Origin of the sequence: Sabulicella glaciei (assembly GCF_026183895.1) — a bacterium.
Lineage (GTDB): Bacteria > Pseudomonadota > Alphaproteobacteria > Acetobacterales > Acetobacteraceae > Roseococcus > Roseococcus glaciei.
In genome coordinates this window covers 16670-31125 of sequence record NZ_JAPFQI010000016.1, presented here as the reverse complement: position 1 = coordinate 31125, position 14456 = coordinate 16670, and the positions used below count along the sequence as shown (strand labels likewise).

General features: G+C 67.2%; 10 protein-coding genes and 1 pseudogene. 7 read left to right on the top strand and 4 right to left on the bottom strand.

The window, feature by feature from the left end; translation table 11 throughout:
• Positions 1-33 precede the first annotated feature (33 nt).
• The 3 genes from OF850_RS17175 to OF850_RS17165 all read left to right on the top strand — a co-directional run bounded on the left by OF850_RS17175 (position 34) and on the right by OF850_RS17165 (position 3412).
• The gene (locus tag OF850_RS17175) at positions 34-909 is read left to right on the top strand and encodes a hypothetical protein (protein WP_301591559.1); all 876 of its coding nucleotides are present in this window, start codon (positions 34-36) and stop codon (positions 907-909) included.
• Positions 910-1286: 377 nt separating this feature from the next.
• On the top strand, positions 1287-2501 hold the full coding sequence (locus tag OF850_RS17170; protein ID WP_301591558.1) for an ABC transporter substrate-binding protein: 1215 nt from the start codon (positions 1287-1289) through the stop codon (positions 2499-2501).
• Entirely contained in the window at positions 2498-3412 is a 915-nt protein-coding gene (locus tag OF850_RS17165; RefSeq protein ID WP_301591557.1) for an NAD(P)-dependent oxidoreductase, read from the top strand. Before OF850_RS17170 ends, OF850_RS17165 begins: the two co-directional genes overlap by 4 nt.
• A gap of 487 nt (positions 3413-3899) precedes the next feature.
• On the opposite strand, the gene OF850_RS17160 is transcribed toward OF850_RS17165, so the two are convergent.
• Positions 3900-4913, bottom strand: a complete 1014-nt coding sequence (locus OF850_RS17160; RefSeq protein ID WP_301591556.1) for a LysR family transcriptional regulator — start codon at positions 4911-4913, stop codon at positions 3900-3902.
• Positions 4914-5031: 118 nt separating this feature from the next.
• Here OF850_RS17160 and OF850_RS17155 point away from each other — a divergent pair, with 118 nt between their 5' ends.
• The 4 genes from OF850_RS17155 (at position 5032) to OF850_RS17140 (ending at position 9491) form a co-directional block, all read left to right on the top strand.
• Complete coding sequence (locus tag OF850_RS17155; protein WP_301591555.1) at positions 5032-6321, top strand: D-serine ammonia-lyase; 1290 nt, start codon at positions 5032-5034, stop codon at positions 6319-6321.
• Positions 6318-6899, top strand: coding sequence for an amidase family protein (locus OF850_RS17150; RefSeq protein WP_301591554.1), 582 nt, complete (start codon positions 6318-6320; stop codon positions 6897-6899). The genes OF850_RS17155 and OF850_RS17150 overlap by 4 nt, the downstream gene beginning before the upstream one ends.
• A 76-nt stretch (positions 6900-6975) precedes the next feature.
• Complete coding sequence (locus OF850_RS17145) at positions 6976-7959, top strand: Bug family tripartite tricarboxylate transporter substrate binding protein (protein WP_301591553.1); 984 nt, start codon at positions 6976-6978, stop codon at positions 7957-7959.
• A gap of 80 nt (positions 7960-8039) precedes the next feature.
• The gene (locus OF850_RS17140) at positions 8040-9491 is read left to right on the top strand and encodes a malonyl-CoA decarboxylase (RefSeq protein WP_301591552.1); all 1452 of its coding nucleotides are present in this window, start codon (positions 8040-8042) and stop codon (positions 9489-9491) included.
• A 72-nt stretch (positions 9492-9563) separates the two neighbouring features.
• On the opposite strand, the gene OF850_RS17135 is transcribed toward OF850_RS17140, so the two are convergent.
• From OF850_RS17135 to OF850_RS17125, 3 genes and pseudogenes are all read right to left on the bottom strand, one after another.
• Positions 9564-10118, bottom strand: a complete 555-nt coding sequence (locus OF850_RS17135; protein ID WP_301591551.1) for a hypothetical protein — start codon at positions 10116-10118, stop codon at positions 9564-9566.
• A gap of 141 nt (positions 10119-10259) precedes the next feature.
• Positions 10260-10466: pseudogene (locus tag OF850_RS17130) on the bottom strand (helix-turn-helix domain-containing protein); the annotation flags it as partial.
• 662 nt (positions 10467-11128) lie between these two features.
• Complete coding sequence (locus OF850_RS17125) at positions 11129-14455, bottom strand: hypothetical protein (protein ID WP_301591549.1); 3327 nt, start codon at positions 14453-14455, stop codon at positions 11129-11131.
• Position 14456 lies beyond the last annotated feature (1 nt).

Here is a 14456-nt window from a genome sequence, read left to right as displayed (position 1 = left end):
GGCCCCGCCCGCCTCCGCACACAGGCCTCCCCGATGCCCGCCATCAAGATCACCCGCAGCCACTGGCCCGACATCCTTCGACGCGTCGATGCCCGGGAGCCGACCAAGAAGATCGCTGCCGAGTTCGGGGTCACCCCGGCCAACATTACCATCATCGCCCGCAAGCAGCGGGCCATTGAGGCAGAAGATCGAGGGCTTCCTTCGCCCACCGCAAGCGCTGCGGCTGGAGAGAAAGCTGAAAACATCCCCGTGGTCCCGGCCATCGTTGCGGCGGAGGATCTCGATGCAACGTGCGAAGCCAACGCGTTGGCAGCGAGCGCTTCCGCTTCCGAAACGGAGGCGACCGGCACCAGCGGGTCGGCAAGCTCCATCAATGAAGAACACGTCTCGAGGAATCGTGCGGCGGCCCCGGAAGCAATCGCGCCTTTGGCTTCGCGCACGCAAACAGAAGCGGAGGATTTATTCAGCCTCGCCCCGCCTATCGCCGCGGCACCTCCGTCGGCAGTTGAGGCGAAAGCGCGACAATTCCAGCCCGCCTCGGAAGCGCGGCCTCTGGTGTCCGATCCCGTTTCGCCCCCTCCCCCCGCGCCGGCCAAGGCTCCCCCTCCGGCGGCGCCCCCGTTGCCGATAACTCTGTCCGAGTCTCGATCCGAAGCAAAAGACACGGGAAAGGGCCGACGTGGACCCTCGCCGCCTTCTTTGTCCAAGGAGCGCGGCTCGGCCCCCTCGCGGCCCGGCAAGGCCCTTGTGATCAAGTCCGAGGATGGAGAGGAAACCGACTTCCCCTTCCGCTCGCTCGAAGACTTGCTTTCAGGCAGCAAGAACCTGCTGCGCGAGGCGGCCCGCCGGTCTGATCGGGTCGATTTCAGCATCAAGACCGTCGATCTCGCCGACTACGCCGAGGAGTGATCCCTTGCAGCCGACCGCTTCTGCAGGTCGCCTGCAGGTCCGAAGGAGGGCAGAGGGGCACTTTTCGGCTTCCGCGAGTGCTTCCGTGTAGGCTCGCAACTCGGGCTCACTTGAAACACAGCGGGATTCGGCTGGAGCGATGGATGCGATCGACAGGGCCATCACCGAAGTATCAAGGCCCGAAAGGAGAGCTCTGAAGCGGTCGTGGCCGCCGACCTTCACCTCCGGCGCGGCAGCGGCAACCCAGTGTGTACAAATGCTGCCAGCGAACATCTCGTCAGGATTGACCACACTTGTCCGCTTTGGGATCGTGTCCAGGCCATAAGGTGCGCAGCCTGCAGAGCGACCCAGGGCGACCAGGGCAAGGAGGAAACTGCATGTCCATCCGTTCCGGCGTGGCCGCGCTACTCATGGCGCTCGGCCTGACATCCGCTGCCACCGCCCAGCAGGTTTCCGATGATGTTGTTCGTATCGGTGTGCTGACCGATATGACGGGGCCCTACGCGGATTTCGCCGGACCTGGATCGGTCGCTGCCGCGCGGCTGGCTATCGAGGATCATGGTGGCCGCGCCCTTGGACGGCCGGTGGAGGTGGTCTTCGCTGACCACCAGAACCGCCCGGACACCGGCGCTGCGACCGCCCGCCGCTGGATCGACACCGAACGCGTCGACATGATCATCGATATGCCGAACTCGGCGGTCGCGCTGGCGGTTCAGCAGGTCGGAAGGGAGCGCAACCGCGTCATCATCAACACCTCCGCCGCCTCAACCGAACTCACAGGACGGCAATGCTCACCTGTCGGCTTTCATTGGGTGTCGGACAGCTACGCTCTTTCCTCTGGCACCACGCGCGCGGTACTGCAGCAAGGAGCACGATCCTGGTTCTACCTTACGGTGGACTATGAAGGGGGCTACGCACTTGAACGCGCCTCGGAAGCCACGGTGCGTGCAGAGGGCGGCACGGCGGTTGGACGGGTTCGGCACCCGCTCAACGCGCCCGACTTCTCATCCTTCCTGCTACAGGCGCAGGCATCCCGCGCACAGGTGGTGGCGCTCGCCAATGCGGGGACCGATACCATCAACTCCATCAAGCAGGCCGGGGAGTTTGGCCTGACGCGGCGCGGTCAGCGGCTTGTGGGCATGTTCGTGAACATCACGGACATTCGCGCACTCGGCCTCGAGACTGCGCAGGGGGTGGTGGCGACCGAGGCCTGGTACTGGGACCAGAATGACGAATCTCGCGCCTTTGCCCGCCGCTTCGCTGAACGTCACCGGGGCGCCATGCCGACGCAGTATCAGGCTGGCGTCTATTCGGCCGTGCGCCATTACCTGCGCGCCATCGAGGCGGCCGGGACGGACGAGGCCCAAGCGGTGGCGGCGCGGATGCGGCAGCTGCCAGTGAATGACATGTTCGCCCGGAATGGGCGTGTGCGGGAGGATGGGCGCCATGTGCACGACATGTATCTGGTAGAGGCCAAGCGTCCTGAGGACTCGCGCGGCGAATGGGACCTGTATCGCGTCCTCGCCACCATTCCGGCCGAGCAGGCGTTCCGGCCCTTGGCAGAGGGCGGCTGCCCGCTGGTGCGCCCGTGACCGCGAACGTCCTAACTGTCGGCTTTGTCGGCCTTGGCGCAATGGGTGGCCCGATGGTCGAGCGGCTGATCTCTGCGGGCCATCGCCTGCTGGTGCATGACGTCAGTCCGGCGGCGCTGGCGCAGGCGGAGGCCTTGGGGGCTACTGCCCTGCCATCTCCGGCTGCGGTGGCAGACGCTGCACCGATTGTTTTTGTCAGCCTGCCGACGCCGGATGTGGTGAAGCAGGTGGCCCTCGGCGCCGGTGGGCTCGTCGAAGGATCGGCGATGCGTATCTACGCCGACCTTTCGACCACCGGCGCACGCGTGGCATCCGAGGTGGCAGAGGGCCTTTCCGCCAAAGGTGTTGCGGTTCTCGACGCCCCCGTCTCGGGCGGTGTGGCTGGCGCGAAGGCGGGGACGCTCTCGGTCATGGCTTCGGGTGACCGAGCGGCCTTTGAGCAGGTGCGCGACCTGCTTGAAACGATAGGCCGAGGGACCATTCATGTCGGCGAGGAGGTGGGCCAGGGGCAGACCCTGAAGCTCGTCAACAACCTGATCGCCGCGACAGTTTGGGCGGCAACGGCCGAGGCGATGGTGATGGGGGCCAAGGCCGGGCTTGACCCAGCGGTCATGCACGCGGTGATCGCGAGAAGTAGCGGCCGGTCCTTCTCCACTGAGGTTTTCATGCCGAAAGCGGTGCTGGAGCGGAGCTTCGATTTCGGCTTCCGGCTGGAACTGATGCGTAAGGATGTGCGGCTGGCCCTGGCCGAGGCCGAGGCGCTCGGCACCACCATGTTGACTTGCACCACCGCCAAGCAACTCTACGACCACGCCTACGTACATGGCGGAGAGGGGCAGGACGTCACCGCCTTGATCCGGTTGCTCGAGTCCTGGGGCGGGGCCGAAGTTTCCTCGCAGCGGCGGAACTGAAGAGATCAGCGGCTCATCGAAGTGGCACCCGAGTTTGGTGGTGATAGGCCTTTGCTGAGTTTCGGGGGGTAGCCTCGAATTCTCAGGCGGCCCTGCCCCGCGCCCTGCTGAAGCTCCGGCCATTCCACTTGGAACGAGAGCCGGAAGCTGAGGGTGGGCCGGTTTTTTCTCAGCGTCTCGATCGCCTGCCAGGGCAACCAGTCGGCTGACCAGAACCGATACCGGGCGAGAGATTGGCCTGGCGGGACCATTCTCTTCTCTGCCTTCGCAAGCGGCACCTCCTCGACACGACGCAGCGTCTAGGTGGTGGGTGCTGCATCTACCATTCATCGTCGGCCGCGAGCATGACGGCGCCGATGAGGCGGGTGATGGAGTCCTCGTGGGTCACCGCCCTAAACTTCTTAACGAGCAGAGCCGTCCTTTCCCCTGTCGTTTCAGCAAGGATCTTATCCTTAGCCCTCATGACGGCGATCTAGCTCGGCGCAACTCAGCGTACGCGTCGCAACTGCAGATCGCGCGCCACCTCAAAGTCCTTGCACTGGCCGTGCAACCACGTAAGGAAGTTAGCGCGCGCATCACTCGATGCGCCGTCATGCGTCACGTAGTAACCGGCGCGCGCACGGACTGGTACGGCGCCCTTCAATACTCGCAGCCGCTTCGCCGCCAGTTCTTCCAGCACAAGGGCACTGCGTCCGATCGCCACGCCTTGGCCACTGCTCGCAGCCCGCAACGCGAGTTGCGCCAAATTGTACTGGTGCCCAGATCGATATGCGTCTCCCAGCCGCCGGCGCGCGGACGCGGGCAGGGCCCCCTCAATCCATTCCCTCCACTCGCAAAAGGCCGGGGCGCCCTCCCATGGCGCGGCATCATGAAGGAAGGTCGCCTCGTGCAACCGATCAAGCCCTGCAGACGGCTCCGGGCAGCCCCTGGATGGGAGGGGAGCGGTCACCGGAATCAGGTACTCCGGCAGCAGGAACTCTGCGCCAGGATGCCGCGCCATGTCGGGGTCATAGCGGATCATCAGTCCGCCTTGCGCCTCGGCTGCGCCGCTCGCGGCCAGGCCGATAAACTCGCCGTGGAAGCGGATCCCAACCTCGGGGTGCGCTTGGCTGAAGTCGTGAATGCGCGGAATCAGCCAGAGCATGGCGAACGAAGGCGGACATCCCAGCGCCAGTTGTGGTCCCCGGCGCCGTGGTTGAATACGAGAGACGGTATCGTCCAGTTCAGCAAGGAGGCGCCGCACCGCGGCCGCGAGCTGCGCGCCTTCTTCGGTCAATGCAAGGCCGCGTGGCAACCTGCGGAACAGGCGAATGCCGAGCCGCCCCTCCAATAAACGTAGGCGCTGGCTGACGGCCCCCTGGGTCACGTTCAACTCCGACGCCGCCTTGGTGAAGTTGAGGTGCCGCGCCGCCGCATCGAAATGGTGCAGCAGCGGCAGCAGCCCGCCCCACTGCCGCCCGCCGCGGCGGTTTGGGAGCTCCTCATCCGGTTGAGCTGCCATTCTCGCTCACCCTCCGAGCCTGCCAGATTCTGGATCGCCATTAGCATACCTAATGGGAGACCAGAGAAAGGATGACTTTTGCGGGGGCTATGGTGCCGCCAAGACTGCAGGAGCGATCATGACACACCAATCCGCCCCTGACCTGCTGCGCCAAAGCCTCGGCCGTGCCAAGCCGCTGCTTTGGCTGAACGAAGACCGTATCGCCGTTTCTGAGGCGCTCGCCGCCTCGTCCGTGCGCGGGGAAGCCGTGCGCGAAGCCGCCGACGCCTTCCAGCGTTGGCGACCCGCTCTGCGCACGCTTTTCCCCGGTGCGATGGTGGATGGCAGCATCGCCTCGCCGCTAGAGCGCCTGCGAGAGGCCAGTTCGGTGCTTGGTTATCCCCTGTCGGGTGATGTCCTGCTGAAGCGGGACGACTTGCTGCCCGTGGCCGGATCCGTGAAGGCGCGGGGGGGCTTTCATGAGGTGCTCGGCCATGCCGAGGCGCTGGCGATGAGTCGTGGGCTGTCGCGTGAGGAGGCGCTGTCCACCCCGGCAGCACGGGCCATCTTCGGGCAGTACGCTGTCGCGGTGGGCAGCACCGGCAACCTTGGCCTGGCCATCGGTACGGTGGCGGCGGCGCTGGGCTTCCGTGCCACGGTGCACATGTCGCACGAGGCCAAGGCATGGAAGAAAGCGCGGCTCCGCGAGGCTGGCGCCGAGGTGGTGGAGCATGCGGGCGACTACGCTGCCGCCGTCGCGGCCGGCCGTGCCATCGCCGCAGCACGCGACGACACCTACTTCGTGGATGACGAGAACTCCCTGCCCCTGTTTCTGGGGTACGCCGCCGCCGCGTGGGAACTGGCGGCACAGCTTGAGGCAGAAGGCGTCCGCGTAGACGCGGCGCACCCGCTCTTCGTGTACCTGCCCTGCGGCGTCGGCGGCGCTCCCTGCGGCATCGCCTTTGGGCTGAAGCAGGTCTTCGGGGACGCGGTTCACTGCTTCCTGGCCGAGCCGGTCGCGGCACCCTGCATGCTGGCACGCCTTGCGATTGGGCCAGGGATTTCTGTTTACGATATTGGCCTCGATAACCGCACGGCGGCGGACGGCCTGGCCGTGCCCACGGCGTCCGAGTTGGCCTGGGAGGCCACTCATCGCCTTCTCTCCGGGGCCTTCACCGTGCCAGATGATCTTTTGTTTAGTCTCGTCGCACGTGCCCATACCCTGCTGGGGCTGCGCCTTGAGCCATCCGCTGTCGCCGGCTTCACTGGACCAGGCTGGATCGAGGACAGCGAGGAGGGTCGGCGCTACCTGAGCCGACTTGGGACAGGCGTTCGGCCTACGCACCTGCTCTGGTGCACCGGCGGCTCGCTGGTGCCCGACGCGGAGCACGCCGCCAACTGCGAGCGCGGCCACGGCGCCCCCGCATGACCAAGCCTTGCGGCCTTTCCGCTGTGGAGCTTCGCCGACTGATTGGCGCCCGAGCGCTGTCGCCGATGGAACTGCTCGACCCCTGCCTCGCCCGGATCAATCGGGTAAACCCGGCAGTGAATGCCATTGTGACGCTCGACGAAGGTGGCACGCGCGCTGGCGCCCGCGCGGCGGAGGCTACCTTGATGCGCAGCGACGAGCTCGGCCCGCTGCATGGCCGGCCCATCGCCATCAAGGACACCGAGGATACGGCGAGGCTTCGGACAACCTACATCAGCGCGATCTTCTCCACCCATGTGCCTGGCCGCGACCTCGGCGTGGTGGCGCGCCTGCGTGCAGCCGGGGCAATTGTTGTCGGCAAGACCAACACACCGGAATTCGCAGCGGGGGCTAACACCCGCAACATGGTGCACGGCGCAACCGGCAATCGATTCGACCCCTCGCGCTCGGCTGCCCGATCTCGACCGGCTCGCCATGGCGCCGCCGATCGTGGCTCCCCCCAACTTTCGCGAGCCGGGACAGGAGTTCCTGTCTCGTGCGAGTGGATCGTCCGCTCGGCTCGAAGAAGATCATCATAGGCCGTGTTGCCAGGAGCTGGCCGCCCCGCAAGGACGCTGCTCTCTCCCAACACCGCCCTAACGGAGGTTCAGACCTATGTCATCGTCCTGCCCTCATCTGCTGCGCGCCTTGGCGCTCGGCCTCGCCCTGAGCGCTGGCCTCGTTGGGCACTCCGCCGCGCAGGCCTTCCCTGACCGTCCTCTGCGGCTGATCGTGCCCTTCGGCCCGGGCGGCGGTACCGACCTGCTCGCGCGCGTCGTGGCAGAACGGGCAGGCCAAGTGCTGGGCCAGAACATCGTGGTCGAGAACCGCGCGGGTGGTGGTGCGACGGTCGGCATCGTCGCCCTGACCCAGGCTCGTCCGGACGGCTATACCCTGGCCATCTGCCCCCCGATCTGCGCCACCGCCCCCGCCCTGTATCGTCCGGCCCCCTTCGACCCGAACACCGCGCTGGCACCTGTGATCGCAGTGGCCGACCTGCCTCTGGTGCTCGTGGTGCCGCGCAGCTTAGGTGTGACCGACGTACAGGGCCTTCTGCAGAAGGCGCGCGAGACGCGCAGGGGGCTTTCCTATGCCTCGCCCGGTGCCGGCTCGTCGAACCACCTCGCCGCCGAGATTTTCCGCCGCTTCAGCGGACAGGAGATGGTGAACATCCCCTATCGCTCCGGCGCTGCCGCCCTGACCGACGTACTCTCGGGGCGCGTCGATTTCTATTTCGACACGGTCGCCAGCGCGCTGGCGCAGGTCCGGTCGGGTGAGGTGGTCGCGCTCGGCGTTACGGGGCGGGAACGCGCGCCACAGCTTCCCGACGTGCCGACCATGGGTGAGGCTGGCGTGCCAGGCTTGGAGTCTTCTGCCCGGGCCAGGCTGGTGGCGCCGGCCGGCACCCCGCCCACGGTGGTCGCGACGCTGAATGAGGCCTTCCGCAAGGTGCTGGAAGAACCGGCCGTACGGCAGCGCATCATCGACATTGGCGCCGTTACAGTTGGCGGCAGCGCGAACGAGGCGAGGGAGGGGCTGCACGAGGAAACGGCACGGCTGGGGGCCCTGATCCGCGAGGCCGGCATAACAGCGGAATAGGCCCGTTCCCCGGGAAGAACCCGTCGGACTGGCTGGAAAGATGCTGAACCGCGAGCGCAAGCTGTGAAGGAGCGTCAACGATGGCATCGTCCACACTGAGCACCGTGTCCTCTCTGGCTTCCGACGCTCGCGCCTGGCTGGACAAGCTGTGGTCCGGGATTGCCGACCGAGGTGAAGCTTACGCGGCGGTCCCTGCCGCCTCCCTCCCTGCACTGGAGCGGGCACGGCAACTCGCCCGAGCCTTGCTGTCCGGACGCGGCGAGGCATCCGGCGCAGCAGTCGCACGCGAACTGCACGACACGTTGCGCGAACTCTCTCCCGATGACCGCATCAGTTTCCTGGTTTTCCTGGCCGAGAGTTTTGCGCCCGACCCAAAGGTGCTGCGCGCGGCGGCTGAGGCTTATCTCGCCGAGCCGACACCCGCGCGTGCCGCCGCCCTCGGCGAGGCCGCCGAGCCGCCCCGGCAGGAACTGCTTCGGCGCATGAACATGGCGCCCGGCAGCACCCATGCTCTGATCCTTTTGCGTGAGGAGCTGCTTGCGCACGCCGCTGATCACCCTGCGCTCAAGCTGCTGGACGCCGACTTTCATCACTTGCTGGCCTCCTGGTTCAACAGGGGCTTTCTCGAGCTGCGCCGGATCGACTGGCAGACCCCGGCTGCGGTGCTGGAGAAGCTGATCGCCTACGAGGCGGTTCACGAGATCCAGGGCTGGGAGGATCTCCGACGCCGCCTGGCGCCTGACCGGCGGTGCTTTGCCTTCTTCCACCCGGCGCTTCCCGGTGAGCCGCTGATCTTTGTCGAGGTGGCGCTCACGACCGGCTTGGCCTGTGCCGTGCAGCCGCTGCTGGCCATGGACAGGGGCGACACCCACGAAGGCCGTCGGTGTCGCGCCGAAGCGGCAGACACGGCAACGTTCTACTCCATCTCCAACTGTCAGGAGGGGCTGCGCGGCATCTCCTTCGGCAACTTCCTGATCAAGCAGGTCGTCGAGGAGCTGAAGGCCGAGCTGCCGACACTGACGCGCTTTGCGACGCTCTCCCCCGTTCCAGGCTTCCGCCGGTGGCTGGAACAGCATCTGGTGGAGCCCGATGGGGCGGGAGCCTTGCGCTCCGAAGAAAGGGAGACACTCGCTCGGGAGGCCGGACTTCCTGCGGATAGCAGCCCGGCCGAACTGGTCGTCAAGGCGGTGGCCAGCGAAGGCTGGCGCGACGGGAACCGCTCGGCAACTCTGGACAGGCTGTTGCTGCGCTGGTGCGCCTTCTACTTGACCCGCCCCCCCCGATCTGGGGCGCGGATCGACCCCGTCGCGCGCTTTCATTTGGGCAACGGAGCGCGCCTCGAGCGCATCAACTCGCGGGCAAACACCTCGGCGCGCGGGATGCGTGAGTCCTATGGCCTCATGGTGAACTACCTTTATGACCGCGACACGATCGAAGCCAATCACGAGGCCTTCGTCCGCAGCGGCCGCGTCATTCGCTCGTCCGAGGTGGAAGATCTGCTCTCCAAGCCGCCCTTTGTTCCCAGGACGTAGGCTTGGTTGAAGTTTTGGTGACCGCGGCAAAAGGGTGGAGAGGCGGAAGGCCAGGCACTGCACCGAGTTTCATCAGGCCCCTGCTGGCGCCGGGCCTTTAGTCAAAATCGCGGCACTCCCGAGTTCCTGAGCTGCCCTTCGGTCAGAGGCTGCAGCAGCCTCCCCTCGGCTGGCCTCGTTGATCTGCTGCAGGTCCGGCCATTCTACCTGGTAGGACAGCCGGACGCTGAGCGCTGGCAGCTCGCCCCTCAGCTTCTCGAGCGGCTGATAAAGCGACCAGTCGGCCGACCAGAAGCGATACCGGACGAGGGATTGGCCTAGCGCGACCATTTTCTTCCCCGCCTTCGCAAGCGGCACCTCTTCGACGCGGCGAAGCGTCCACGTCGTGCCCCAGTTCTCCCACATCCAGGCGAGCGATTTCGGATCATCGGGCCCGAGTTGCAGGACCCGCCAGAGGATCGGAACCAAGCTGTGGAGATCAAAGGAGCAGTCGGAGCGCACACCCACGGCCGAATGCACGAGGTCGGTCCCGTCGCGGATCCAGTCGCGCATCTCGCGGGCCAGTATCCTCGCGCCCTCAAGACCCATGCTGCGGCGCTCAGGCGGCTGTTGCAGCAGCAGTGCCACCAGTTCCGGCTCGATCTGGTCGTAATCGAGTACTCAGTTCACGGCCCCGCCGCCCCGCGCGGCAAAGCGGAAGGCACGCATGAGGGGAAACCCGCCGAAAAACTAACATCAAACATGGACCACTTCCGCCGTGTCACCTCACTCCTCCTCGGCCGAAAGGACGGTGGAGCGGACCTCCTTGGGCCCCATCGGCGCGTCAGCTGTGGTGGTCCGCTTGCGCCACTTCTGCACTGTGGTGGGGCTGACGCCGAAGCGCTGGGCCAGTGCCCTCACGCTTTCTTGACGTAGCTGGATCGCGCGACGGATTGCCTCCGTCGTGCGGGCGCTTCCGTGAAGAACCTGGCCCATAGCGCATCCCTCGCGGCATGGTGATCAATTGTACCACCACACCGCGGGATCAAACACCTAGAATGTTGCCGAAGAGATGGTAGCTTGGGGTGGCGCTCGACATCGCTGTTTCCTTCGCAGGCATCACTCCATTGAGCGCCCGACGCGATCCTCCCAGCCGCACTAGGTGCTCTGTGCGTCACGTCGTTTCTCCCACTTGGCCGCCGCTGCGGTTAGCCTTGGGAAAGGCTAACGTCCGTTAGCGCCTGAGCCAAACGAACGTGGTGGTGGGTCAACAGACGTGAGGAGGAGCAGATGATCATCTCGTAGTGGGACCCGGGCTTCGCGGGCGAAGTCACGGGCCTTGGCGAAGCCACCTCCGGATAGCCGTCCAGCCGCAGGTCGCGTTGGCGGTCATGCAGGCGGTAGCGCAGCAACCAGGCGGCTTGGCCTATGGGACGGACATGCAGATGCAGGGCCTCGCCATCGGTTTGGCGGCTTGGGCTCGCTACGCCACTGGTATTCTACGGCGGACGCGAGCGGGACAACCCGGATCGCGCGCAGGACTACGCCGTGCGTCCAGACGATCTGGTCATCAAAGTGCTCGACGAACGCATCGATCTGGGTTGCGTGGCGATCTTATCCGACGGCGCGCCGCGCGACGCGACATGTCGTCCCCGGCATCAACTCGTGATCAGCGACAAAGCCGGGGTAGGACGCCCGATGGGGTCAAAGAGCCGCACCGTGAATAGCGTCGCGGATGGCGTCACCCCGCCGGAGACCGGGTCGGCGATCGTGAATGGAACCGCGCCGACGCTGCCTGCGGCCATCAGCGTCGGGTCTTCGCCGGGCGCGGCGCGCAGCACCTCGTAGCGCCACGGCCCGAGCGCGGTCGGCGCCAGCCCCAGCGGATGGGAGATGGCGAGCGTCAGATCCTGCGTCCCGCCCGCGACCGTCGTCCCGCCAAAGCCGCCGAAGACAGGCGTCGCAGGCGCGACCATGGGCACGGTGGCGAGGCTCACGGGGTCAGAGGGACGGCTCCACATGCCCGGTACGTCCGATCCTGACTCTGGCGCGCCCTGCGCCTGCGCGAGCCACTGATAACGAAAGAAGGCCGCCAGCCGCGCGGCGGGCGCGATCCCGGCGGCACCGACGTCGCGCAGCACCACTCGTTGCTGGCCCGAATCGGGGTCCGGCGCGGAGAAAGGCAGGTCCGCCACCAACGGCGCGTGCATCGGATCAGCTTGCGTGCCGCGCGTGCGGAAGATTCGGGCCGTCTGCCCGCGCGTCATCCCGGCTTCCAGGATCACCGTCACCTCGACGACCAGATCCGGCTCGCCGGCCTGGGGCTCGACCAGCCTGACCGTCACAGATGGGCGCGGCGGCGGATCCGAGTTCGGAACGCCGTAGAAGACCATGTCGAGCCCCGAAAGGTCTGGCCGGGCACCGCTTTGCCCGGCTTCGGCCGCGATCTTGTACGCGTTGAGGATGCGGCTCGACCCGGACACGGCATGGCGCAGTCGCCGCTGCGTGGCGCTGGGCGACACCACCGCACCTGGCAGTCGCTCGAACAGATAATCCGGGAAATCACCCTGAATGGCCCGCATCATGCCGGCGCGAGCGGCACGATCCTCGGTCGCGGCGATTGCGTTCGCCTCGGACGTGCGGCCCTCTGCCCTGAGCCATGCGAGCAACCGATTTTCGTCGGTGTAATAGGCGGCATAAGTGGCCTTGTCGCTCGCCGCCACCGGCCAAGCGCGCTCGACCCAGGCAAGGCCGGTCGCGTCGGGGCGCGACGAATAGAGCAGCGTGTCCGGGATGGCGAGCTGGGCGGGCGGCCGCGGATCGGTCATCGTCAGACGCAGCGGCTCCGACACTTCGGAGCCCTGGCCTGCCGTGTCGAACCAGCGCGCGGTGATGACCATGCGGCGCTGCGCGCTCGCTGCCAGCACCGGGCCCGTCACCGTGACGGGTACGGCGCGTTGCGGCGGCTGCCCGAGCGGGGGAGGTGCTTCAACGACGATCGCGCTCGCCGCGGGCGCATCCACGTCGGGCATCGCGATCTCGGGCCCTCCGGACACGGTCGCGTCAGAGTGACGGAAGCTCATCCGCACATGCGAGAGCGGATAGGATCCCGGCGCCAGCGCGGCGGGCTCGGGCAGCGCCACGCGCAGCGAGAAGGTGCCGCCGGTGATCGCGGCTGCGGACGGCGGGGCAGGCTGCTGGTAGCTGCCCTGCAACACCGGGCGCGGCGGCTTCGGCCGCGGCCCGGCGGCCGCATCGCGTGCGGCGAAGTTAGACCAACGCCCGAAGCGATCTTGCTGCGCGAAATAGTAGCGCGCAGCATCGGGTCCGGCATATCGGTCGCCGATGCTCCCCTGGCGTCCGTCGGCAAAGACCAGCGGCGTACCATCGGCTTGGCTGGTCAGCCCGAGGGTCAGCAGCGCATGCCAGGGCCGCGCCCCGACCGACCGGTTTAAGCCGATAAGTCCGCCGCCAGGCAGCGGCTGCTGGCGCTCGCCGGCAAGCGTCGCGCCAACGAGCAGGCCGCGGATCGGGCAGTCGACTTCGCGCACTGCCGTAGGCGGCGCTGCGGGAAGCCATGCGATATGCTCGGGGGCCAGCAGCTCGGGCGACGCTGGCGGCTCCGGCGGTGCACGGCGATCAACTGCGGCAACGGCGCCCATCATCATATAGTCGCCGGCCGGCTCGAGCTCGCCGACCAGTGCCTCGCTCTCGGTCTCGAGGACATTCCCCGCCAGCTTGATCCAGGTCCGGAACGTCTCGGGCGCGGACATCGTGCGATCCGGCTCGGGCACCACGTTGACCGGCACGCCCTGCAGTTGCTTGGGGTCGGCGCCGGCGCCGAGCGGGTGGCGGAAGAAGCCAAAGACGCGGTAAAAAGCGACGCCCTCCGGCGGGTCGCGGTCGTCGATCCCCTTGTAGCCTAGCCAAGCGGCCACCCCAGGATCCAGCGTCGCCTGCAGCACGCGGCCGAGATGGCTGATCGCGATCGAGCTTTCCTGCGCCGGGTCATCGCTCAGGCGATGGCCCGCCGCGTCGGTGACCTCGATCGTCTCGCTCGCCGTCAGCGGCGCGGCCGCGCCGTCGATCAACACGTTGAGATCGGCGGCGAGCGGATCACCGAGCGTATGAACCCGGTCGCTTTCCTCGGGCTCGCTGAACGGGGGCGCCGCCGTGGGCGCGATCGCGCCGGACGTCTCCTGCAGCGGCGCAAGCTTGGGCGCTTGGCGCCGCAGACAGGCCTCGGATCGCTTGAAGGGATCGTTGACCGACAAGTAGCGGCGCCCCGCCTGGTGCGGCAGGTTGAGCACCTCAATCGTGCGCCAGTCGAGCCGGTCGAGGTCGCTCGCCCCGAGCCAGACCAGGTCGGCGATGATCCCCTGGCCAGTGATCACCACCTCCACGATGCCGGGTGCCGCGACGGTATAGGGCGGCCCGCGCCGCTCGCCGAGCAGCGTGGGCCCGTTGCCGACCGATGCGCCCACCGCTCGCATCACCAGAGATTTGCTGGACGTGTCGCTCGTTGCGGCGCGCGGCGCAGCCGTGACGACCGCGCTCAGCCGCTGGCCATCGAGGCGATCGAAGGCGTTGGCAGGGAGCACCGGCTCGCGCACGGCCAGCCGGCCGCGCCCGAGTGGCTGGCGCACCGGAGGCGTCTCGAGCGGCCGGGTCAGCATCGAGACCAGGATGCAGCTCGTCGCCGTGCCCTGCACGATGGTCGCATGGACCTCATCGCCCTTGCGCACCGTGATCGGCAGAGTGAGCGGCACGCCGTTTCGATCGCGAAACACGACGTCGCGCCGCACCGCGAACTGGTCCGGCAACCGTTCAAGCGTCGCTCGTTGGACAATGAACGGCGCGACCGGCAGGCCGAGCAACGGGTGGTGCGCGACGCGCAGGTGATTGCCGTTGCGAATGTGCGGCTCGCCCGGCAGCCCGGGAAGCACGGCGAGGTTGAGCAGTGTCGGCGGAACGATCATCGGCATG